We start from the raw sequence: 22,425 nt of genomic DNA, 5'->3' as shown, positions 1-22,425 counted from the left end.
AAACGCCCGGTTACATTCCGAACCCGGAAGCTAAGCCTTACAGCGCCGATGGTACTGCAGGGGGGACCCTGTGGGAGAGTAGGACACCGCCGAACTCCTTTTAGAGCTCCGGCTCTTGGGCAGACAGCCCAAGAGCCGGAGCTTTTTTGCGTTGGGGTAAGGTCAGGGGGCATCGTTGGCTCATTTCCTACTGGAGGCTCCCGGGTGGAGGTCCAAGAGACCCGTGTCCAGACAAACCGGGTCTTCACCATCCCGAACATCCTGAGCATGGCTCGCCTCGTTGGCGTGCCTCTGTTCTTGTGGCTGATCCTGAGGCCGGAGTTCGGGGGCCCGAAGAGCGATGGCTGGGCTTTTCTCGTGCTGGCGTTGAGCGGGGTCAGCGACTACCTGGACGGCAAGCTGGCACGGCGCTGGAATCAGGTCAGCAGTCTCGGCCGGCTCCTCGACCCGGCTGCCGACCGTCTCTACATTGTCGCCACTCTGACCGGCCTCACCTGGCGTGAGATTCTCCCGATCTGGTTGACGGCTGTACTTGTAGCGCGGGAACTGGTTCTGCTGGTGATGGTGCTCATCCTGCGGCGGCACGGCTATCCGCCGCCGCAGGTGAACTTCCTCGGTAAGGCTGCGACCTTCAACCTGATGTACGCCTTCCCGTTGCTTCTTCTCAGTGACGGAAGTGGGTGGCTCGCGTCACTCGCTGCTATTTTCGGATGGGCGTTCGCGGGATGGGGTACAACGCTCTACTGGTGGGCAGGAGTCCTCTACGTGGTACAGGTCCGCCGTCTCGTTCGTGCGGACGCCATGGCCGGCTGACCTCGCCGATCGGCGGTAGCAGTGGCTCGATGGCCCGCGGCGGAAAAGTGCGGGACAATCTGGACGGGTGAAGTCGGCTTGACCGTCGTCTCTTTAGGAGGACGCTTCCGACATGAAGGCCGTCGTGATGGCCGGAGGCGAAGGCACACGCCTTCGCCCGATGACCTCGAGCATGCCCAAGCCGCTCCTGCCGGTGGCCAACCGGCCGATCATGGAGCACGTTCTGAGGCTGCTCAAAAGGCATGGGCTCAATGAGACCGTCGTAACTGTTCAGTTCCTGGCGTCGCTGGTCAAGAACTACTTCGGTGACGGCGAAGAGCTCGGAATGGAGCTCAGCTATGCCAACGAGGAGAAGCCACTCGGTACCGCCGGAAGCGTCAAGAACGCCGAGGAGGCGTTGAAGGACGACGCCTTCCTCGTCATCTCCGGCGATGCGCTCACCGACTTCGACCTCACCGAGTTGATCAGCTTCCACAAGGAGAAGGGCGCGCTCGTCACCGTCTGTCTGACGCGTGTGCCCAATCCGTTGGAATTCGGCATCACCATCGTCGACGAAGAGGGCAAGGTCGAGCGTTTCCTCGAGAAACCGACCTGGGGCCAGGTCTTCTCGGACACCGTGAACACGGGTATCTACGTCATGGAGCCCGAGGTCTTCGACTATGTCGAGGCCGATGTGCCCGTCGACTGGTCCGGTGACGTCTTCCCGCAGCTGATGAAGGAAGGCAAGCCGGTCTACGGCTTCATCGCCGAGGGCTACTGGGAGGACGTGGGCACGCACGAGAGCTACGTGAAGGCCCAGGCAGACGTGCTGGAGGGCAAGGTCGACGTCGATATCGACGGGTTCGAGATCTCGCCGGGCGTGTGGGTGGCTGAAGGGGCCGAAGTGCATCCCGATGCCGTACTCCGGGGGCCCCTGTACATCGGGGACTACGCGAAGGTCGAGGCGGGCGCGGAAATCCGTGAGCACACGGTCATCGGGTCCAACGTCGTCGTGAAGAGCGGGGCCTTCCTGCACAAGGCCGTGGTGCACGACAACGTGTACATCGGGCAGCACAGCAATCTGCGCGGCTGTGTCGTCGGAAAGAACACCGACATCATGCGAGCGGCCCGGATCGAGGACGGCGCCGTCATCGGTGATGAATGCCTGATCGGTGAAGAATCGATCGTGCAGGGCAATGTGCGGGTCTATCCCTTCAAGACCATCGAGGCCGGCGCGTTCGTCAATACGTCGGTGATCTGGGAGTCCCGGGGGCAGGCGCATCTCTTCGGCGCCCGCGGGGTGTCCGGGATCCTGAACGTCGAGATCACGCCCGAGCTGGCCGTGCGGCTCGCCGGTGCCTATGCCACGACGCTGAAGAAGGGTTCCACCGTCACCACGGCCCGGGACCACTCCCGTGGCGCCCGTGCGCTGAAGCGGGCGGTGATCTCCGCGCTCCAGGCCAGCGCCATCGACGTACGGGACCTGGAGAACGTGCCGCTGCCCGTGGCGCGGCAGCAGACCGCGCGGGGGAGTGCCGGCGGGATCATGATCCGGACCTCGCCCGGGGTGCCGGACTCCGTGGACATCATGTTCTTCGACGGACAGGGCTCGGACCTGTCACAGGGCAGTCAGCGGAAGCTGGACCGGGTGTTCGCACGGCAGGAGTACCGGCGGGCGTTCCCGGGAGAGATCGGGGATCTGTATTTCCCGGCCAGCGTCTTCGACTCGTACACCGGGTCGCTGCTGCGGAACGTGGACACGACCGGGATCTCCGAGTCCGGGCTGAAGGTCGTGGTGGACGCCTCGAACGGCAGTGCCGGGCTGGTTCTGCCGAGTCTCCTCGGGAAGCTCGGGGTGGACTCGCTGACGATCAATCCCGGCCTGAACGAGGCCAGGCCCACCGAGACGGGCGATCAGCGGAGGTCCGGGCTCGTGCGGCTCGGGGAGATCGTTGCTTCGTCGCGGGCCGCGTTCGGCGTGCGGTTCGACCCGGTGGGTGAACGGCTGTCTCTCGTTGACGAGAAGGGCCGGATCATCGAGGACGACCGGGCGCTGCTCGTGCTGCTCGACCTGGTGGCCGCCGAGCGGCGCAGCGGACGGGTCGCCCTCCCGGTGACCACGACGCGGATCGCCGAGCAGGTCGCGGCGTATCACGGGACGCAGGTCGAGTGGACGACGACCTCGCCCGATGACCTCACCCGGGTCGGGCAGGACGAGACGACGATCTTCGGCGGGGACGGCAAGGGCGGGTTCATCGTCCCGGAGTTCAGCAGTGTCTTCGACGGTACGGCGGCCTTCGTGCGGCTGATCGGGCTGGTGGCCCGGACGCAGCTCACCCTCAGCCAGATCGACGCGCGGATTCCGCGGGCGCACGTCCTGAAGCGGGATTTGGCGACCCCGTGGGCCGTCAAGGGGCTCGTGATGCGACGGGTCGTCGAAGCGGCCGGAGACCGCTTCGTGGACACCACCGACGGTGTACGGGTGGTGGAGACGGACGGGCGTTGGGTGATGGTGCTGCCCGACCCGGCCGAGGCCGTCACCCATCTGTGGGCGGAGGGGCCGGACGACGCGTCCGCGCAGGCTCTGCTCGACGAGTGGTCGGCGGTCGTGGACAGCGCCGGGCGCTGAACCACGCGCACGGGCGCACCCACGCGCGCGTGCCGGACAAGTGTCCCCAAGGGGGCCTGTCCGGCACGCCGGTGGGGCCATTCGGAGGTACTGGGCGCGACGTGCGACGATGTGCGGCATGCCGCAGCAGCCCCCCGTTCGGAGCACACCCGCGCGCGTGTCGCGCCCGGACGCCTCCATGTCGCTGCTCACCAACGTCATGGACCACAGCCTCGACGACGGCTACGCAGAGGCCGCCGCCCGTAAGCGGGCCGATGGCTCGGGTGGTCTGCCCAGGACGGTGCGGGCGAAGCTCGGTCTCGCCGCGGGGTTGGTGCTCGCGGCCCTCGTGGTCACCGTCGGGGCGGCTCAGGCGCGGGTCGCGGCCCCTGTCGTAGCCAAGGAGCGCGAGGAGCTGATCGACCGCATCGACCGCGAGACGGAGGCTGCCGACAAGCTCGAGAGCACCGTCGACAAGCTCCGCGACGACGTGAGCGCGCGGCAGCAGGAGGCGCTCGAGCAGAGCGGCGGCAGTGACCGGTCGGCGCTGGTGGGCATCCTGTCGGGGGCCGTAGAGGTGCACGGGCCGGGAGTCAAGCTGGTCGTGGACGACGCCGAGGAAGCCACCACGGGCGGTGACGGCGATCCGCGTGAGACTTCCGGTTTCTCCGACACCGGGCGGGTGCGGGATCGTGACATGCAGCGTGTGGTCAACGGGTTGTGGGCGTCGGGCGCCGAGGCCGTCTCGATCAACGGGCAGCGGCTGACGGCGCTGTCGGCGATCAGGGCCGCGGGGGACGCGATACTGGTCGACAACAAGCCGCTGGTGCCGCCGTACACGGTGCTCGCGGTGGGGGACGGGAAAAACCTGAGCACCAGGTTCCAGAACAGCGCGGACGGGCTGTATCTGAACGCCCTGCAGGAGAACTACGGCATCCGGACGGCCATTTCCGTGGTGGACGACGTCCGGCTGCCCGCCGCACCGAGTGTGATCGTCCGTACAGCTCAGCCGAGAAGTGAGAAGGGCACATCGTGATCGCCGTACTGGGCCTCGTCGTGGGAGTCGTGGCCGGCCTGTTGGTTCAGCCCGAGGTTCCGGCAGCCGTCGTGCCTTATCTGCCGATCGCCGTGGTGGCTGCGCTCGACGCCGTGTTCGGCGGGCTGCGGGCCATGTTGGACGGCATTTTCGACGACAAGGTGTTCGTGGTGTCGTTTCTGTCGAACGTGGTAGTGGCCGCGTTGATCGTGTTTCTGGGCGACGAGTTGGGTGTGGGGTCGCAGTTGTCCACCGGTGTAGTGGTCGTCCTCGGCATCCGGATCTTCTCCAACGCCGCGGCGATCCGTCGGCACGTCTTCAGGGCGTGAGGCGGATGAGCAACCAGGGCGAGGCGCCCGAGAACAGGCTGCGCAAGGAGTTGCCGGACGAGATCCCGGTGACGTCGTCCGTGGACGAGGAGGCGGAGAAGCCCGCCGGTCCCGTGTTGACCGGCCGGCAGCGGCTGGTGCAGGGGATCTGGCCGCCGCGGGTTTCCCGGGCGCAACTTATTGTCGCCCTGCTGCTGTTCGGCCTCGGCTTCGGCCTGGCCGTGCAGGTCGCGTCCAACAGCGACAGCGGGAACGCCCTGCGTGGCGCGCGTCAGGAAGATCTCGTGCGCATCCTTGATGAACTTGATGACCGAAGTCAGCGTCTTTCGGACGAGAAGCAGGGCCTCGAGAAGCAGCAGCAGGAGCTGGAGAACAGCTCCGACCAGGCCGAGGAGGCCCGCAAGCAGACGGTCGAGAAGGAGAAACAACTCGGCATTCTGGCGGGCACGGTGGCTGCACAGGGGCCCGGGATCACGATGACCATCGAGGACACGAAGGGGACGGTCGAGGCGGACATGTTGCTCGACGCGATCCAGGAGCTGCGCGCGGCCGGGGCCGAGGCGATCCAGGTGAACGGTGTAAGGGTCGTCGCCGGTACCTTCCTGACGGATTCCGGCGACGGTGTGAGCGTCGACGGGAACAAGATCAACACGCCGTTTCGTTTCAAGGTCATCGGTAATCCGCAGGACCTCGAGCCGGCGCTGAACATCCCTGGAGGCGTGGTGCAGACTCTTGAGAAGGAGCAGGCCACCGTGACCGTCGAGCGGTCGAGCAAGATCGTCGTGGATGCCTTGCGAGCCGCGAAGCAGCCTGACTACGCTCGGTCGTCGACCCAGTGAACCGGGGGTGCATGGGCGGCGTGCGGCAGGGGCATGAGGTTGCGGGGGGTCGACGCACCGATCGGGTGGTGCGTGGTGGAAACTGTCAGGTGGACACGGACGTTGTGAAGATGTCCGGGTCGACCGGTGTATTCAGTCAGGGTTCGTCCTGCCCCACGGGCGGGTCTGTTTCGGTCAAGGGGAATCGCCCGTGAAGTTGTTTGCGAAGTTGTTCGGCAAGAGCGCGCGAGAGGGCAGCGACAACGCGACCGCTCGTCATCGCGCACAGCCCGACGCGGAGGGTCAGCGGCCGCTGTTCAGGGACCAGGTGGGTGGTCCGGGCGGTGACGTTTCCGGAGGTCAGGGTGCGGCGTCGGTTGACCCTGCGCAGTCCGGCGGCATAGGTTTCGGCCAACCGTCAACCTCAAGTACGGGTGGAGGGTTTTCCCCTATGTCGGCCCTGGTGTGTACGAGGTGCGGTAACCGCAACGCGGAGAACAGCCGCTTCTGCTCCAACTGCGGAGCTCCGCTGCGCCCCGGGCTGACGCCCGAGCGTCCGTCGGAGACGACCTCCACCATCTCCATCTCGGGTCTCGAGGCCTACGACGCCGAGGCCACCGGCCAGACGCAGTTGCCGGCGCTCTCTCCCGAGGCGCAGGCCGCGGTCGACGCGCTGCCGTTGGGCTCCGCGCTGCTGGTCGTGCGCCGCGGCCCGAACTCGGGCAGCCGCTTCCTGCTGGACGGCGACCTGACCACGGCCGGCCGTCACCCGCAGAGCGACATCTTCCTCGACGACGTCACGGTCTCGCGCCGGCATGTGGAGTTCCGACGCAACCCGGACGGCACGTTCAGGGTGGCGGACGTCGGCAGTCTGAACGGCACGTATGTCAATCGGGAGCGGATCGACGAGGTTGCTCTGTCGAACGGCGACGAGGTGCAGATCGGCAAGTACCGGCTGGTCTTCTACGCGAGCCAGCGGGGTTACTGACCCTCCCCCGGAGTCCATCCGGGGGGAACCCAGGGAAGGTCCATGCTTCAAACACCGAGGGGCGGTGCCGGACCGGGCACCGCCGCCGCGGACGGTGGCCCGATGAGCATCGGCACCGTGCTGAACGCGCTGCGAGACGAGTTCCCCGAAGTCACCATCTCCAAGATCCGTTTCCTGGAGTCGGAGGGGCTGATCGAGCCGCAGCGGACCCCTTCGGGGTACCGCAAGTTCAGCGCGCAGGATGTCGAGCGCCTCGGCCACGTACTGAGGATGCAGCGGGACCACTACCTGCCGCTCAAGGTCATCCGTGAGCATCTGGACGCCATGGAGCGGGGCGAGGCCGCGCCGTTGCCGACCGTGGGCCGGCAGCGGGACGGTGAGGCCTTTCTGGAGCCGTCGGACGCGCCCACCGTCGCCCGGATCGGGCGGTCCGAGCTGCTGGCGGCCGCGGGGATCGGGGAGCCGGAGCTCGAGGAGTGGGAGTCCTACGGGCTCGTCGTGCCGTTGGAGGACGGCGTCTACGACGCCGAGGCCGCCACGGTGGCCGCGCTCGTCGCCGAGCTGGGGAGGTTCGGGATCGAGCCCCGTCATCTGCGGGTGATGAAGGCCGCGGCCGACCGTGAGGCCGGGCTCGTGGACCAGGTGGTCGCCCCTCTCAAGCGTCATCGCAATCCGCAGACCAGGGTGCTCGCGGAGGCCCGTACGAAGGAGCTGGCGGGGCTCACGGTGCGGCTGCACGCGGCGCTGGTGCAGACCGCGCTCGGGGTGCGGCTGCCCTGAGCGGGCGGTTTCGCCATGGGCGGATCGGTCACCCGTTCCCGGCCCGACTACCCAAACGTCCCGGGCACGGCCTAGGGTTGCTGTGTGAACGAGCTCGATGTCGTAGGTGTCCGGGTCGAGATGCCCTCCAACCAACCGATCGTGCTGCTGCGTGAAGTGGGAGGCGACCGTTACCTTCCCATCTGGATCGGACCGGGGGAGGCGACGGCGATCGCCTTCGCCCAGCAGGGCATGGCTCCCGCGCGACCGCTGACCCACGACCTGTTCAAGGACGTGCTGGAAGCCGTCGGCCAGGAGCTCACCGAGGTGCGCATCACGGATCTGCGGGAGGGCGTCTTCTACGCGGAGCTGGTCTTCGCCAGCGGGGTCGAGGTGAGCGCGCGTCCGTCCGACGCCATAGCGCTGGCGCTACGCACCGGAACGCCGATCTACGGCAGCGACACGGTGCTCGACGACGCGGGGATCGCCATTCCGGACGAGCAGGAGGACGAGGTGGAGAAGTTCCGCGAGTTCCTCGACCAGATCTCGCCCGAGGACTTCGGCACCAGCAACCAGTAGCCGGCACATACGAGACGTGTGGGTGTCCTGTACATGAATGCCGTCTCGTTTCCGGCAAATGCCAGCGGCGACTGTGAGCGTCCTACGGCTACTTCTCAGCGCATTCGGCTAGCCTTTCCCCGCGGTGGGGTGCGGGAAACCACTCCTAGGGTGATTATCACTCGGCGTGCCGAGTGTGGCGATCGTTGACGCACCCCTGGTGACTGCCTACCGTCGAGAAGGCAGGTCAAGGACGGAGGTCGGCGTGAGAAGCAGCGGCGACGGTACGGCTGGGGGTGCCCCCGGACTCGGTGTCGGGGGGAGCGGTCCGTACCCTCCCCCAAGCTCTCAGCTACGTTCGAGCAGGGGGTACCCCCAGCAGGGTGGCGCGGCCGACCAGGCTCCGCAGCGACCGGCGGCCGTGCCGAGCAGCGGAGGGGCGACGTCCATGGCGTCCGAGCAGATCGGCTATCGCGGTCCGACGGCCTGTGCGGCCGCGGGCATCACCTATCGGCAACTGGACTACTGGGCGCGCACCGGGCTGGTCGAGCCGAGCGTGCGGCCCGCGCACGGGTCCGGCACGCAGCGTCTGTACAGCTTCCGGGACGTCGTCGTCCTGAAGATCGTCAAGCGGTTCCTCGACACCGGGGTGTCGCTGCAGAACATCCGCACCGCCGTGCAGCATCTGCGGGAGCGCGGGTTCAGCGATCTGGAGCGCATGACGCTCATGAGCGACGGCGCGACGGTCTACGAGTGCACCTCGCCCGACGAGGTCCACGCGCTGCTCCAGGGCGGTCAGGGCGTCTTCGGGATCGCTGTGGGCGTGGTGTGGCGGGACGTCGAGAACGCGCTTTCCCAGTTGCACGGAGAGCGCGTCGACACCGGTGAGACGCTCGTCGGCCACAATCCTGCGGATGAGCTGGCGCGTCGGCGCAACCGGGCGGTCTGAGGCTCCGCACCGGGCTCGGGGCGGCGGTACGACGCCGTTGTCAGTGGTGTGGTGCAGCATCAGGCATGTGAGAAACGCGCCCACCATCCTGCATCTCGACATGGATGCCTTCTTCGCACAGGCGGAGCAGGCGTCCAAGCCGAGTCTGCGCGGAAAAGCCGTGGTCGTGGGCGGGCTGGGGCCCCGCGGAGTGGTCGCGACCGCTTCCTACGAGGCGCGTGTCTTCGGGGTCCACTCGGCGATGCCCATGGCCCAGGCGCGCCGACTGGCTCCGAACGCCGCCTATCTTGTTCCGCGCTTCGCGTTCTACCGGTCGATCAGCGAGCAGGTCATGGCGCTGCTGGGAGCGCTTTCGCCACTGGTGGAGCCACTGAGCCTGGACGAGGCCTTCGTGGACCTGGAGGCCGGGGATGCGGCCTGGGACAGTGAGTCGGCGCAGTTGGCCGGCGTCAGACTGCGCGGGGACATACGGGCCGTCACGGGCCTCACCGGCTCGGTGGGGCTGGCCTCCTGCAAGATGCTCGCGAAGATCGCCTCGGAGCAGGCGAAGCCCGACGGCCTGGTGCTCATCGAGCCGGGCACCGAGCGGGCGTTGCTCGGACCCATGTCGGCGCGGATCCTGCCGGGGGTCGGCCCGGCGACGGGGGACCATCTGAGGCGGGCCGGGATCACCACGGTCGACGAGATCGCGGAGGCCGGTGAGGACGAGTTGGTCCGGCTGCTGGGCAAGGCCCACGGGCGCGCTCTGTACGCGATGGCGCTGGCGCGTGACGACCGGCCCGTGGTGGCGGAGCGGGAGACCAAGTCCGTGTCGGTCGAGGACACCTACGACGTGGACATCCATGACCGGGTCCGGGTCGAGCTGGAGGTGCAGCGGCTCGCGGACCGGTGTGTGCGCAGGCTGCGAGGGGCCGGTCTGTCGGGGCGGACGATCGTGCTGAAGGTGCGGCGGTACGACTTCTCGACGCTCACCCGCTCCGAGACGCTGCGCGGGCCCACCGACGATCCGACGGTGATCCGGGAGGCGGCGGCCCGCTTGCTGGACTCGGTGGACACGACGGGCGGGGTACGGCTCCTCGGGGTGGGTGTGAGCGGTCTGGCGGACTTCACCCAGGAGGACCTGTTCGCGCAGGCCGCGGAGGAGCGGTCGGAGGGAGCCGAGGTGGAACTCGCGGACGAGCCCGTCCGTGCGGAGCCGGTGAGGGCCGAGCATCAGTGGCGTCCCGGACACGATGTGCGGCATGTCGAGCTCGGGCACGGATGGGTGCAGGGCAGCGGGCTCGGCCGGGTCACCGTGCGGTTCGAGACGCCGGAGTCGGGGCCGGGCCGGGTGCGGACGTTCCGTACCGACGACCCGGGACTGGAGCCGGCGGAACCGCTGCCGCTGGTGCCGCGAAGATCTGCGGTCGACTTCGGGAACTCTCGGTGAGGCCGATCGGTTACACAGAGTGAAGAGTTCGAAGTATCGGTATCGCGAAGTACGGGGTGGGTCGGAGCGGTGGCGGTGTCTGGAGAGGCGGCGCCGGTAGCTGAGGGGGAGCTGTATGAAACTGCACGGAGGTCGGTTCGCGGACCCGGCCGAGCTGTCGCCGGAGCGTGAGGCCGAGATGCGGCGGGTGGTGGATCGGGTCACCCGGTGGTCCGCGAACCGAAGCGACGTGGTCGGGCTGCTCCTCGTCGGGTCCTGCGCGCGTGGGGCCGCGCGTCCCGACTCGGACGTCGATCTCGTGCTGCTGTCGACGGCGGCGGACCGGTACGCCGGCGACGAGGCGTGGACGGGTGAGATGTCCCTGGGAGAGGTGCTCCGGGTCCAGGCGTGGGGGCCCGTCACCGAATGGCGGTACGCGACCGCCTCAGGACTGGAGGTCGAGGTGGGCGTCGGCTCTCCGCGCTGGGCGCGGACCGATCCCGTCGACGCCGGTACCCGAAGAGTCGTCACGGATGGCGCCCGGCCGCTGTACGACCCTGCCGGGATACTCGGGGCGCTGATGCGGGCCTGTGCCTGAGGGGCTCAGCTCTCGTCCGTGCCCGCGAGGCGGCCGAAGTCGTGATCGGGGAGCGGGGGAGCGGCGCCCACGTCGAGGCCGTAGTGGTGGTAGAGCTGGAGTTCCTGCTCCGGGGAGAGATGGCGGCCCACGCCGAAGTCGGGGGCGTCCTTGATCAGGGCCCGGTCGAAGGGGATGTGCAGGGTGCCCTCGACCAGCTCGCTGGGCTCCAGGGGGACGAAGGCGTCGCGGGAGAACAGGCCGGTTCGTATGGCCGCCCACTCCGGCACACCGGTCGCGTCGTCGAGGTAGACCTCGTCGACGGTGCCGATCTTGGTGCCGTTGCGGTCGAACGCCTTGCGGCCGATCAGATGGCGCGGATCGATGTCGGTCTGCACGGGCCCTCCATTTGGTCGCAACTCATCCGTAAGCACTACCAAAGAGCACATCGGGACGGGCGGCCACTCGAAGGGGGCGTCGTTGACCTCGCTGGTAGTCTGACAACGGCTGCTGACCCCGTGCGGGAGAGTCCTCCGGACATCATCGGAGGCGCCGAAGGAGCAACTCCTCCCCGGAATCTCTCAGGCTCACGTACCGCATGGACGAGGTCACTCTGGAAAGCAGGGCGGGTGCCGACGGCGTCGACGGCTTCCGCTCTCACCGACGGTGAAAGCCGGGCGCCCTCGGGCGGCCGGTGAAGCTCTCAGGTCAGATGACAGAGGGGGAGGTCGTCCGGGTACCCGCGCCGTGGTGACCCTCGAAGGTCGTGTCAGACCAGGAGGCCTCCGTAATGACCGCCCATCGCATTCCGCTCTCCGAGCTCGAACAGGGAATCCCCTTCGAGCAGCGTCACATCGGGCCCGACCATGAGGCGCGGGCCAAGATGCTCGCGCAGGTCGGGTACGGCTCGCTCGACGAGCTCACCGCCGCCGCGGTGCCGGCCGTGATCCAGAACGCCGACGCGCTGGACCTGCCGGGCGCGCGCACCGAGGCCGAGGTGCTGGCCGAGCTGCGTTCGCTGGCCGACCGCAACCAGGTCCTCGACTCGATGATCGGGCTCGGCTACTACGGAACGTTCACGCCGCCCGTCATCCTGCGCAATGTCATGGAGAACCCGGCCTGGTACACGGCGTACACCCCGTACCAGCCGGAGATTTCCCAGGGCCGGCTCGAGGCGCTGCTGAACTTCCAGACCATGGTCGCCGACCTGACCGGTCTGCCGACCTCGGGTGCGTCGCTGCTCGACGAGGGCACGGCCGCCGCCGAGGCGATGGCGCTGTCCCGGCGCATGGGGAAGAACAAGAAGGGCCTCTTCCTCATCGACGCGGACGTGCTGCCGCAGACCATCGCGGTGATCGAGACCCGTGCCGAGCCGACGGGCGTGGAGGTCGTCGTCGCCGACCTGAGCGAGGGTATTCCGGCGGCGATCGCAGAGCGCGAGATCAACGGCGTGCTCGTGCAGTACCCCGGCGCCTCCGGTGCCGTACGCGATCTCGGGGCGATCGTCGAGCAGGCGCACGGGCTGGGCGCGCTGGTCACCGTCGCCGCGGATCTGCTCGCGCTGACGCTGCTGAAGTCGCCCGGCGAGCTGGGGGTGGACATCGCGGTGGGCACCACGCAGCGGTTCGGCGTGCCGATGGGGTTCGGCGGGCCGCACGCCGGCTACATGGCGGTCCAAGAGAAGTTCGCGCGCAGCCTGCCCGGGCGGCTCGTGGGCGTGTCCGTGGACGCGGACGGGAACAAGGCCTACCGGCTGGCGCTGCAGACGCGTGAGCAGCACATCCGGCGGGAGAAGGCCACGAGCAACATCTGCACGGCGCAGGTGCTGCTGGCCGTGATGGCGGGGATGTACGCGGTCTACCACGGGCCCGACGGGCTGCGGGCGATCGCTCGGCGCACGCACCGGTACGCGTCGGTCCTGGCCGCCGGACTCGAGGCCGGCGGGGTCGAGGTCGTGCACGGGGCGTACTTCGACACGCTGACCGTGCGGGTGCCCGCGAAGGCCGCCGAGGTCGTCGCCGCCGCTCGGGAGCGCGGGGTGAACCTGTACCTCGTCGACGCCGACCAGGTGTCGATCTCGTGTGACGAGACCACCGCGCGGGCCCAGGTGACCGCGGTGTGGGCGGCCTTCGGGGTGGACGGCGACATCGAGGCGCTCGACGCGTCCACCGAGGAGGCGCTGCCCGCCGGGCTGCTGCGGTCCGAGGAGATCCTGGCGCACCCGGTCTTCCATCAGCACCGCTCCGAGACCGCGATGCTGCGCTACCTGCGCAGGCTCGCCGACCGGGACTACGCGCTCGACCGGGGCATGATCCCGCTGGGCTCCTGCACCATGAAGCTCAACGCGACCACCGAGATGGAGCCGGTCACCTGGCCCGAGTTCGGGCAGCTGCACCCCTTCGCGCCGGCCGAGCAGGCGGAGGGTTACCTCACGCTCATCCGTGAGCTGGAGGAGCGGCTCGCCGAGGTCACCGGGTACGACAGGGTGTCCCTGCAGCCGAACGCCGGGTCGCAGGGAGAGCTGGCCGGGCTGCTCGCCGTCCGCGGCTACCACCGGGGCAACGGGGACGAGCAGCGGACCGTGTGTCTGATCCCGTCCTCCGCGCACGGCACCAACGCGGCCAGTGCGGTGATGGCGGGGATGAAGGTCGTCGTCGTGAAGACCGCCGAGGACGGCGAGATCGACGTCGACGATCTGCGGGCGAAGATCGAGCGGCATCGGGACGAGCTGTCGGTGCTGATGATCACCTACCCGTCCACGCACGGGGTGTTCGAGGAGCATGTCGGTGAGATCTGCGCGCAGGTGCACGAGGCCGGCGGGCAGGTGTACGTCGACGGTGCCAACCTCAACGCGCTCGTCGGGCTCGCCAAGCCCGGGCACTTCGGCGGGGACGTCTCGCACCTGAACCTGCACAAGACGTTCTGCATCCCGCACGGCGGCGGCGGCCCCGGTGTCGGACCGGTGGCCGTCCGGTCGCACCTGGCGCCGTATCTGCCGAACCACCCGCTGCAGCCCGCCGCCGGGCCGGCGACCGGGGTGGGGCCGATCTCGGCGGCTCCCTGGGGTTCTGCGGGGATCCTGCCGATCTCCTGGGCCTATGTGCGGCTCATGGGCGGTGAGGGGCTCAAGCGGGCCACGCAGGTGGCCGTGCTGAGCGCCAACTACATCGCCAAGCGGCTCGAGCCGCACTACCCGGTGCTCTACAACGGGCCGGGCGGGCTGGTCGCGCACGAGTGCATCATCGACCTGCGGCCGCTGACGAAGGCGACCGGCGTGAGCGTCGACGACGTCGCCAAGCGGCTCATCGACTACGGGTTCCACGCGCCGACGATGTCGTTCCCGGTGGCCGGGACGCTGATGATCGAGCCGACCGAGTCCGAGGACCTCGTCGAGGTGGACCGGTTCTGCGAGGCGATGATCGCCATCCGCGCGGAGATCGAGAAGGTCGGGGAGGGTGCGTGGCCGGCCGAGGACAACCCGCTCCACCACGCCCCGCACACCGCGGCCGCGCTCGGCGGCGAGTGGGAGCACGCGTACACGCGTGAGGACGCCGTCTTCCCGGCCGGGGTGTCCGCGGTCGACAAGTACTGGCCGCCGGTGCGCCGTGTCGACCAGGCCTTCGGCGACCGGAACCTGGTCTGCTCGTGCCCGCCGCTGGACGCGTACGAGGACTGATACCCAGAGTGAGCGAGGGGGGCCCCGTCCGGGTCGTGGGCGGGGCCCCGCGCGTGCTACACCGTGGCCAGGGACACCTCGGTCGACTTGATCAGCGCGACGACGTCGGAGCCCACGAAGAGGCCGAGGTCGGTGGCCGCCTCCTTGGTGATCGCGGCGGTGAGTTCGCCGCCCGCCACACTGATCCTGACCGAGGCCATGACCCCGCCGACGGTGAGGCCGGTGATCGCGCCGGGGAGCCGGTTGCGGATCGAGAGGCCGTCGACGGCGCCGGTGGCCAGGGAGACCTCCGTCGACTTCACCAGTGCGCGGACGGCTGTCCCTGCGGTGAGGGCGAGCTCGTCGACGGCCTCCAGGGTGATGGCGGCCGTGAGGTTCTGGCCGCCGTCCAGATGGATCTTGACGGTGGCCATGACCTCGCCGGGGTGGACGGCGGTCACGGTGCCGGGGAGTTGGTTGCGGATGCTCAGGGTCATGAGCGTCAACGGTAGGGCTCTGAGCGCCTTATGTCGGGTATGTTCGATTCCGCGCCGTTCTGTCGGAGTCCCTGCTGCCATCCCGGCCGGTGTCCGGCTTGTGGGGTTCCTCGCCGCTCAGACTCGGTCGATGTGTACGTTTGTCGACTTCACTCGGGCCGTGGCCTCCATGCCGACCTCAAGGCCCAGTTCCTCGACGGCTTCCCGGGTCAGCAGGGAGACCAGACGGTGAGGGCCGGCCTGGATCTCGACCTGTGCGGCCACGTCGCCGAGTTTGATCGCGGTGACGATGCCGGGGAAGGCGTTGCGGACCGAGGTGTACGGGGTGTCGTCCTCCGCGCTGTCCGAGCGGGCGAGTTCCACGGAGAAGGCGGCGAGGTCCGTGCCGTCGATGAGGCGTCGTCCGGCGTCGTCGCGATGGGTCGCCACGCGGCTGGCGTCCGCCCAGCGGCGCGCGGTGTCGGGGCTGACGCCGAGCAGCCGTGCCGCCTGGCCGATTGTGTAGCTCTGCATGCGGGTCACGATAGGGCTGGAGGGGCGGCTGTGGTGCCGCGGCACCTGGTGATCCAGTTCGGTCCGGGGGCGCCGGGCGGTGGTCACGGCATCCCCGATGCCCAGCAGGGCGCGGGGGAGGGCGAGGGTTCTCGGGTTCCGGTCGATCAGGAAGGTCGCGGCGCGGGAACCCGTGGGCGTCAGCCGGTGTGGACGCGGGGGCGGCGGGTGCGGTCCGGTTCGGCTTCGCGCAGGACCTCTCGGGTGACCGGGGCGACCTCGCCCTGGCCGAAGAGGAAGAAGCGCAGGAAGTTGGCGAAGGGGTTGCCCTCGGTCCACTCGAAGTAGATGTGCGGGGTGCAGCCGGTGGCGTCGCGGACGTGGAGGAGCAGGGCCGCCAGGGCGTTGGGAATGGAGGAGGACTCCAGGGTCAGGACGCGGTAGCGGTTGTGGAGCACTTCGCCGCGGACGGTCAGGCCCGACTCGAACTCGGAGGGGTCGAGGACGGTGACCTCGACGAAGACGAAGTCCTCCTGCTCCGGCATGTCGTTGTCGGCCCGGATCTGCTCGATCTTCTCGCGGTACTCGGCCTTGTCGCGCCGGTCGGGCTCGTTGGCGATGAACCGTATCTTGCGGCTGGCCATGTCCCGGACGAATCGTTCCGCCATGTCGTCCAGCGTGACGCTCGTGACGCGGAGCTCGAAGGCGCGGGCCAGCCGGGAGAGGAGGGAGACGAGGATGATGCCCGCGATGAAGCAGGCGCCGATCTTCACGCCGTCGGGGCGTTCGATGACGTTCGCGACGGTGACGTAGAGGAACACCGCGGAGATGACGGCGAAGCCGATCGTCCAGCCCCGCTGGCCGGCCTTGCGGGCGGCGATGGTGACGGCGATCGCGGCGGAGCTGATGAGCACCAGCACGCCGGTGGCGTACGCGCCGCCCTGGGCGTCGACGTCGGCGTCGAAGATCCAGGTGACCAGGAAGGCGACCAGGGTGAAGACGATGACCATGGGGCGGACGGCGCGGGCCCAGTGCGGGGCCATGCCGTAGCGGGGGAGGTAGCGGGGCATCAGGTTGAGCAGTCCGGCCATCGCGGAGGCGCCGGCGAACCACAGAATGGCGATCGTGGAGACGTCGTAGACCGTGCCGAAGGCGTTGCCCAGGTATTCGTGGGCGAGGTAGGCGAGGGCGCGGCCGTTGGCCTGGCCGCCGGGCTCGAACTCCTTCTCCGGGATCAGCACCGTGGTGATGAAGCTGGTGGCGATCAGGAAGACGCTCATGATCAGGGCGGCGGTCGTCAGCAGCTTCTTGGTGTCCCGGATGCGGCCCTTGGGGTGCTCCTCGGTGTCACCCGGGTCGCCCTGGACGTGCGGCATGACCGCGACGCCGGTCTCGAAGCCCGACAGGCCCAGCGCCAGCTTGGGGAAGACCAGCAGGGAGACGCCGATCATCGCGAACACGTTGCCGTGCTCGGCGGTCAGGGCGCTGGACCAGTCGGTGACCACATGGCCCTCGGTGATGACGTGCCACAGGCCGACGGCCACCACGACCACGTTCAGGGCCAGGTAGGCGACCACCAGGGCGACCGCGACGCCGATGGCCTCCAGGAAGCCCTTGAGGAACACCGCGCCGAGCAGGGCGACGAGCACGAGGGTGATGATCATCTGCTTGTCGTGCAGGGCGTCGGTCAGGTGCGGGTTCTCCACCAGGTGGGTCGAGGCGTCCGCCGCGGACAGGGTGATGGTGATCAGGAAGTCGGTGGCGGCGAACCCGAGCAGGGTCAGGACGAACAGCTTGCCCTTCCAGAAGGACAGCAGCCGCTCCAGCATCGCGATCGAGCCCTCGCCGTGCGGGCTCTCCTCGGCCACCCGCCGGTAGACGGGCAGGGCGCCGGCCAGGGTGACGATCACCAGCACGACGGTCGCGACGGGGGAGAGCAGGCCGGCCGCGAGGGCGGCGATGCCCGGCTGGTAGCCGAGGGTGGAGAAGTAGTCGACGCCGGTCAGGCACATCACCCGGTACCACCGCTGCCCCTTGTGCTCGGGCTGCTCGGGCCGGGGCTCCGGCTCGGCGGCGGGCGTCTGGCGGCCATGACCCTTGCCCATGTCGGACAGGCCCTCCAGCATCCAGGCGCGCAGGCGACTGGGGGGAGGGTGCTCGGTCGTGGCCATCGGAGTGCTCCTGATGTGCGGTACAGCGTGCGGATTCGGCCATTCGGTGGGCGGCCGACGGCGGAATCAGCGTAAGCGGAGAGTGATGCCCGGGCCCTCGGATGACGGTCCGGACGGCGTCAAGCTTCCGTTAAGACTGACCAGGGGCCGGACACGCAGCGTCACGCGTCCACGGGTCTGTTCCGGCCATCGGCCGCGCGCCGCCGCCTGCTTCGTAATGTTCGCCATCGGATTCGAATGTTTCGACGATGGTCGAGGTCTCGGCGAGTTCTCTCTCTTGAACTGCCCCCTGGATTCCCTGTGTTCAAGGGGTTGCCACCCGTCGGAGGGTGTCTCTAGGGTGCGGCAGCAGCGAAGCTTTCTGGATCTGGACCGAAACTTTCGATCAATCAAGGAGCGCATGATGGGCGATCCGGCACTCTCCCGCCGCGGCTTCCTGGCGGCCTCCGCCGCGGCCGGTCTGAGCATGACGGCACTGAGCGCCTGCGGCGGCGACTCGGACGGAGCGTCGTCGGGGACGACCACCATCGAGTGGTGGAACATCTCCACCACCCAGCCGGCCAAGGACGTCTGGGCCGGACTGGCCAAGCAGTTCGAGGCCCAGAACCCCAAGGTGAAAATCAAGATCGTCCAGCTGGAGAACGACGCCTACAAGTCGAAGATGACGGCGCTGACGGCCTCCGGGAAGCTCCCCGACATCTTCCACACCTGGGGCGGCGGTGTCCTGAAGCAGCAGGTCGACGCGGGGCTCGTCGAGGACCTCACGGAGAAGACGAAGGAGTGGGGGGACGGGCTGCTGTCGGTCGCCCGGCAGCCCTATCTGCTCGACGAGAAGGCGTACGGCATCCCGTTCGACATCGGCATGATCGGGTTCTGGTACAACAAGGCCCTCTTCAAGCAGGCCGGGATCAGCGCGCCGCCCACCACCTGGGCCGGCTTCCTCGACGCCGTGCGCAAGCTGAAGGCCGCCGGCGTCACCCCGCTCGCGCTGGCCGGCAAGGAGAAGTGGCCCGGCATGTACTACTGGGCGTATCTCGCGATGCGCACCGCCGGAATCGACGCGCTGGGAAAGGCGGGCGACGACAAGGACTTCACCGGGGACGGGTTCGTCCAGGCCGGGCAGCACCTGAAGGACCTGGTGGACCTGCAGCCGTTCCAGAAGGGCTTCCTCGGCGCCGCCTACTCCAGCCCGACCGGCCAGGCCGCCGCCGTCGGCAACGGCAAGGCTGCGATGGAGCTCATGGGCCAGTGGGCGCCGGCGGTGGAGGCCGACGCCGGCAAGGGGCTCGGCGCGGACCTCGGCTTCTTCCCGTTCCCGGCGGTCGACGACGGCAAGGGCGCGATCACCGAGGTGTTCGGCGGAGGCGGCGGACACGCGCTGCGCAAGGGCGCCCCGCAGGCGGCCGTCGACTTCCTGAAGTTCTTCGCCTCGACCGTCACGGACACCGAACTGGTCAAGAAGACCGGAGTGCTGCCCGTCGTCCCGGCCGCCGAGGACGCCATCACCGACCCCAACATCCAGGCCGTGCAGGCCCAGTTGAAGGCCGCCACCGGGTTCCAGCTCTACCTCGACCAGGCGTACGCGCCCGCCCTCGGCCAGGAGGTCAACGACAGCGTCGCCGCCCTCATCGCCGGCTCCAAGTCGCCCCAGCAGGTCACCGAGTCGATCACCAAGGTCGCGAAGGAAGAGCAGTAGCCGACGATGACCTCCACCTTCCTCCCGGACAAGCGCAGCGGCCCGGACGTCGACCTGCCGCCCCCGGCCGCGGACAGGGCCCGGGGACGGGCGCGGCGCCGGGCGCTGCACTGGCTCACCGCCGTCGGCTTCCAGGTGCCCGCGCTGGTGCTGTTCGGCACGCTCGTGCTGCTGCCGATGCTGTTCGCGCTGTACGCCGCGTTCTTCCGCTGGGGCGGCTTCGGCATGCCCGAGGACTACATCGGCGGCGACAACTTCACGAGGCTGTTCCAGGACCCGGTGTTCCTGGGCGACCTGTGGCGCTGCCTGGTCCTGGTCGGCCTCTCGCTGCTCCTGCAACTGCCGTTCGCGCTGGCCCTCGCGGTCGCGCTCAACCGGCGCATCCGCGGCCGGGCCGTGTACCGGATGCTGTTCTTCGCGCCGTACATCCTCTCCGAGGCGATCACCGGCGTGTTGTTCAGCATGATCTTCGCCCCGGACGACGGTCTCGCCGACCGGGTCCTGGACGCGGTCGGCCTGGACGGGGTGGGCGGGGAGTGGTTCGCCGATCCCTCCACCGTCATGGCCACCCTCTTCCTGGTCATGACGTGGAAGTACTTCGGCTTCCACATGATGCTCTACCTGGCCGGACTCCAGTCCATCCCGGCCGAGTTGACCGAGGCGGCGCTGATCGACGGCGCCGGCCCCTGGCAGCGGTTCCGCAACGTCACCCTGCCGCTGCTCGCGCCGACCCTGCGGATCAGCGTGTTCTTGTCGGTCATCGGCTCGATCCAGCTCTTCGACCTGGTGTGGGTCGTCACCGCGGGCGGTCCCGACCACCACTCCGAGACGATGGCCGTGACCATGTTCCAGTACGGCTTCAAGCGCTACCAGGTCGGCTACGCGAGCGCGATCAGCGTGGCCATGTTCGGCATCTGCCTCGTCTTCGCCCTCGCCTACCAGCGGTTCGTGCTCCGCCGCGACCTTCAGGGCGCCACCACGACCATGCGAGGAGGCGGCGCGTGAAAACCCGCGAGACCGGGCCGAGCGCCCGGAGTGCCCGGGACACCCGGAACGCCCGCAGGACCGGCCGGACCCTGCCGCTGCACCTCGTCCTCGGGATCGTCGGCGTGGTGATGGCCGTACCGCTCGGCTACGCCGTGCTGTCCGGCTTCAAGTCCACCGACCAGCTCTCCCGCAACCCCATCGGGCTGCCCGACCCCTGGATCACGTCCAACTACACCGACATCCTCGGCTCCGGTTCGTTCTGGCGGCTGGTCGGCAGCAGCACCCTCATCGCCGTCGGCACGACCGTGGTGGTCGTCGCGGTGTCCGCGCTCGCCGCGTTCTCCTTCGCCCGGTTCGCCTTCCGCGGGCGGGAGATGCTCTTCACCCTGTTCACCATGGGGCTGATGTTCCCCTTCGCGGTGGCGGCGCTGCCGCTGTTCCTGCTGCTGCGGTCCATGGGCCTGCTGGACAACCCGCTCGGCGTGATCCTGCCGCAGGCCGCGTTCGGGCTGCCGGTGACCATCGTCATCCTGCGCGGCTTCTTCCGGGAGATCCCGGCCGAGCTGGAGGAGGCGGCCACGCTCGACGGCTGCGGGCCCTTCGGCTTCTTCTGGCGGATCCTGCTGCCCATGGCCAGGCCCGCCCTCGGCACTGTCTCCGTGCTCGCCGTGGTCGGCAGCTGGAACAACTTCTTCCTGCCGCTGCTGGTCTTCAACGAGCCCACCTGGTGGACGATCCCGATCGGCGTCCAGCAGTTCCAGGGGCAGTACTCCGCGGAGTACGCGCGCGTGTTCGCCTATCTCGTCCTCGCCATGGTTCCCGCCCTGGCCTTCTACTCCGTCGCCGAGCGCCAGCTCGTCGGCGGTCTCGCCGCCGGCGCCACGAAGGGATGACGCGCGCGCGGATCCGTACGGCTCTAACCCGCTGAACGTGAGGAGTCGCACCATGCCCATCAGCACCCGCACCCGGCTCAGACTCGCCGGGGCGCTCGCCGCCGTCCTCGTCGCCGCCGGGGTCGTCGGCGGACCGGCCGCCCAGGCGCACGAGGCGCCCGCGCACGGAAAGCCGCGGACGACCCTCGCCGACCTCGCGCAGCGCCACGGCCGCTACTTCGGCAGCGCCACCGACAACCCCGAACTCACCGACACCGCCTACACGAGGATCCTCGGCGACGAGTTCGACATGATCACCCCCGGCAACGGCATGAAGTGGTACGCCACCGAGCCGCAGCAGGGCGTCTTCGACTGGACGGCCGGCGACGAGATCGTGAACCTCGCACGGGCCAGCCACCAGAAGATCCGCGCCCACACGCTCGTCTGGCACAGCCAGCTGCCCGGGTGGCTGACCGGCAGGGAGTGGACGGCGGACGAGCTGCGGGCCGTCCTGAAGAACCACATCCAGACCGAGGCGCGCCACTACCGGGGCAAGGTCTATGCCTGGGACGTCGTCAACGAGGCGTTCAACGAGGACGGCACCTACCGCGAGACGATCTTCTACAAGACGCTCGGCCCCGGCTACATCGCCGACGCCCTGCGCTGGGCCCACCAGGCCGACCCGAAGGCCAAGCTCTACCTCAACGACTACAACATCGAGGCCGTCGGCCCGAAGAGCGACGCCTACTACGCCCTCGCCAAGGAACTGAAGGCGCAGGGCGTCCCGCTCGACGGCATCGGCCTCCAGGCCCATCTCGCCCTCCAGTACGGCTATCCGACGACCCTGGAGGACAACCTCCGACGCTTCGCCCGGCTCGGCCTGGACACCGCGCTCACCGAGGTCGACGTACGGATGCTGCTGCCCGCGACCGACGAGAAGCTGGCCCAACAGGCCGACTGGTACCGGGACATGACCGAGGCGTGCCTCGCGGTGCGGCGGTGTGTCGGCATCACCGTCTGGGACTACACCGACAAGTACTCGTGGATCCCGGCGTTCTTCCCCGGCCAGGGCGCCGCGCTGCCCTGGGACGAGCAGTTCGCGCCGAAGCCGGCCTACTTCGCGATCCGGGAGGCACTCAGCTAGTGCCGCGGCAGGCAACGTTCGCCCCGTCGCGACGCCCGGCACGCACTCTCGCCGCACCGGCCGAAAGCCCAAGTACGTCCAGTACGAGG

General features: G+C 68.9%; 20 protein-coding genes, 1 rRNA gene and 1 riboswitch. Of the genes, 17 read left to right on the top strand and 4 right to left on the bottom strand.

Translation table 11 applies throughout. From position 1 onward, the window contains the following. The 12 genes from rrf to AB0J04_RS39740 form a co-directional block, all read left to right on the top strand. Nucleotides 1–95 (top strand): 5S ribosomal RNA (gene rrf, locus AB0J04_RS39795); the annotation flags it as partial. 109 nt (nucleotides 96–204) lie between these two features. Beyond that, nucleotides 205–813, top strand: a complete 609-nt coding sequence (locus AB0J04_RS39790; RefSeq protein ID WP_351916179.1) for a CDP-alcohol phosphatidyltransferase family protein — start codon at nucleotides 205–207, stop codon at nucleotides 811–813. Between the two features lie 112 nt (nucleotides 814–925). Then, on the top strand, nucleotides 926–3,421 hold the full coding sequence (locus AB0J04_RS39785) for a mannose-1-phosphate guanyltransferase (RefSeq protein ID WP_363173544.1): 2,496 nt from the start codon (nucleotides 926–928) through the stop codon (nucleotides 3,419–3,421). A 109-nt stretch (nucleotides 3,422–3,530) separates the two neighbouring features. Beyond that, on the top strand, nucleotides 3,531–4,436 hold the full coding sequence (locus tag AB0J04_RS39780) for a DUF881 domain-containing protein (protein ID WP_363173543.1): 906 nt from the start codon (nucleotides 3,531–3,533) through the stop codon (nucleotides 4,434–4,436). Beyond that, a complete protein-coding gene (locus AB0J04_RS39775; RefSeq protein WP_020133151.1) occupies nucleotides 4,433–4,765 on the top strand; it encodes a small basic family protein in 333 nt (110 codons plus the stop codon). The genes AB0J04_RS39780 and AB0J04_RS39775 overlap by 4 nt, the downstream gene beginning before the upstream one ends. A 5-nt stretch (nucleotides 4,766–4,770) precedes the next feature. Then, on the top strand, nucleotides 4,771–5,604 hold the full coding sequence (locus AB0J04_RS39770) for a DUF881 domain-containing protein (protein ID WP_363173542.1): 834 nt from the start codon (nucleotides 4,771–4,773) through the stop codon (nucleotides 5,602–5,604). An 82-nt stretch (nucleotides 5,605–5,686) separates the two neighbouring features. Continuing rightward, nucleotides 5,687–6,571, top strand: a complete 885-nt coding sequence (locus AB0J04_RS39765) for an FHA domain-containing protein (RefSeq protein ID WP_363173546.1) — start codon at nucleotides 5,687–5,689, stop codon at nucleotides 6,569–6,571. A 42-nt stretch (nucleotides 6,572–6,613) separates the two neighbouring features. Next, nucleotides 6,614–7,351 (top strand): MerR family transcriptional regulator, encoded by a 738-nt coding sequence (locus AB0J04_RS39760; protein ID WP_363173541.1) that lies wholly within the window; start codon nucleotides 6,614–6,616, stop codon nucleotides 7,349–7,351. A gap of 84 nt (nucleotides 7,352–7,435) precedes the next feature. Continuing rightward, nucleotides 7,436–7,909 (top strand): bifunctional nuclease family protein, encoded by a 474-nt coding sequence (locus tag AB0J04_RS39755; RefSeq protein ID WP_004934251.1) that lies wholly within the window; start codon nucleotides 7,436–7,438, stop codon nucleotides 7,907–7,909. 244 nt (nucleotides 7,910–8,153) lie between these two features. Further along, nucleotides 8,154–8,837: a MerR family transcriptional regulator gene (locus tag AB0J04_RS39750; protein ID WP_363173540.1), complete on the top strand. Its 684-nt coding sequence runs from the start codon at nucleotides 8,154–8,156 to the stop codon at nucleotides 8,835–8,837. Nucleotides 8,838–8,904: 67 nt separating this feature from the next. After that, entirely contained in the window at nucleotides 8,905–10,266 is a 1,362-nt protein-coding gene (locus AB0J04_RS39745) for a DNA polymerase IV (RefSeq protein ID WP_363173539.1), read from the top strand. 115 nt (nucleotides 10,267–10,381) lie between these two features. Then, nucleotides 10,382–10,843, top strand: a complete 462-nt coding sequence (locus AB0J04_RS39740) for a nucleotidyltransferase domain-containing protein (RefSeq protein WP_363173538.1) — start codon at nucleotides 10,382–10,384, stop codon at nucleotides 10,841–10,843. A 5-nt stretch (nucleotides 10,844–10,848) separates the two neighbouring features. Here AB0J04_RS39740 and AB0J04_RS39735 read toward each other — a convergent pair whose 3' ends face one another. After that, on the bottom strand, nucleotides 10,849–11,220 hold the full coding sequence (locus tag AB0J04_RS39735; protein WP_363173537.1) for a PRC-barrel domain-containing protein: 372 nt from the start codon (nucleotides 11,218–11,220) through the stop codon (nucleotides 10,849–10,851). 113 nt (nucleotides 11,221–11,333) lie between these two features. Beyond that, a riboswitch (glycine riboswitch) is annotated at nucleotides 11,334–11,429 on the top strand. 183 nt (nucleotides 11,430–11,612) lie between these two features. Between AB0J04_RS39735 and gcvP the strand changes: the two genes are divergently transcribed. Further along, on the top strand, nucleotides 11,613–14,498 hold the full coding sequence (gene gcvP / locus AB0J04_RS39730; RefSeq protein WP_363173536.1) for an aminomethyl-transferring glycine dehydrogenase: 2,886 nt from the start codon (nucleotides 11,613–11,615) through the stop codon (nucleotides 14,496–14,498). Nucleotides 14,499–14,554: 56 nt separating this feature from the next. Here the strand turns inward: gcvP and AB0J04_RS39725 are convergent, their stop codons facing one another. The 3 genes from AB0J04_RS39725 to AB0J04_RS39715 all read right to left on the bottom strand — a co-directional run bounded on the left by AB0J04_RS39725 (nucleotide 14,555) and on the right by AB0J04_RS39715 (nucleotide 17,637). Further along, nucleotides 14,555–14,974 carry a TOBE domain-containing protein gene (locus AB0J04_RS39725; protein WP_363173535.1) on the bottom strand — a complete coding sequence of 140 codons (420 nt, stop codon included), beginning with the start codon at nucleotides 14,972–14,974 and terminating at the stop codon, nucleotides 14,555–14,557. Between the two features lie 117 nt (nucleotides 14,975–15,091). Beyond that, a complete protein-coding gene (locus AB0J04_RS39720) occupies nucleotides 15,092–15,487 on the bottom strand; it encodes a helix-turn-helix transcriptional regulator (RefSeq protein ID WP_363173534.1) in 396 nt (131 codons plus the stop codon). A 179-nt stretch (nucleotides 15,488–15,666) separates the two neighbouring features. Then, the gene (locus AB0J04_RS39715) at nucleotides 15,667–17,637 is read right to left on the bottom strand and encodes an amino acid transporter (RefSeq protein WP_363173533.1); all 1,971 of its coding nucleotides are present in this window, start codon (nucleotides 17,635–17,637) and stop codon (nucleotides 15,667–15,669) included. A gap of 403 nt (nucleotides 17,638–18,040) precedes the next feature. On the opposite strand from AB0J04_RS39715, the gene AB0J04_RS39710 reads away from it, so the two are divergent. The 4 genes from AB0J04_RS39710 (at nucleotide 18,041) to AB0J04_RS39695 (ending at nucleotide 22,336) form a co-directional block, all read left to right on the top strand. After that, nucleotides 18,041–19,333 carry an extracellular solute-binding protein gene (locus AB0J04_RS39710; RefSeq protein WP_363173532.1) on the top strand — a complete coding sequence of 431 codons (1,293 nt, stop codon included), beginning with the start codon at nucleotides 18,041–18,043 and terminating at the stop codon, nucleotides 19,331–19,333. Nucleotides 19,334–19,339: 6 nt separating this feature from the next. Further along, the gene (locus tag AB0J04_RS39705) at nucleotides 19,340–20,338 is read left to right on the top strand and encodes a sugar ABC transporter permease (protein ID WP_363173531.1); all 999 of its coding nucleotides are present in this window, start codon (nucleotides 19,340–19,342) and stop codon (nucleotides 20,336–20,338) included. 110 nt (nucleotides 20,339–20,448) lie between these two features. Continuing rightward, nucleotides 20,449–21,213, top strand: a complete 765-nt coding sequence (locus AB0J04_RS39700) for a carbohydrate ABC transporter permease (protein WP_363173545.1) — start codon at nucleotides 20,449–20,451, stop codon at nucleotides 21,211–21,213. A 52-nt stretch (nucleotides 21,214–21,265) separates the two neighbouring features. After that, nucleotides 21,266–22,336, top strand: coding sequence for an endo-1,4-beta-xylanase (locus AB0J04_RS39695; RefSeq protein WP_363173530.1), 1,071 nt, complete (start codon nucleotides 21,266–21,268; stop codon nucleotides 22,334–22,336). The last annotated feature ends 89 nt before the right edge of the window (nucleotides 22,337–22,425 follow it).

It is taken from the genome of Streptomyces sp. NPDC050263 (genome assembly GCF_040655955.1).
Classification (GTDB): Bacteria; Actinomycetota; Actinomycetes; order Streptomycetales; family Streptomycetaceae; genus Streptomyces.
This window is presented reverse-complemented; position numbering and strand designations above follow the sequence as displayed.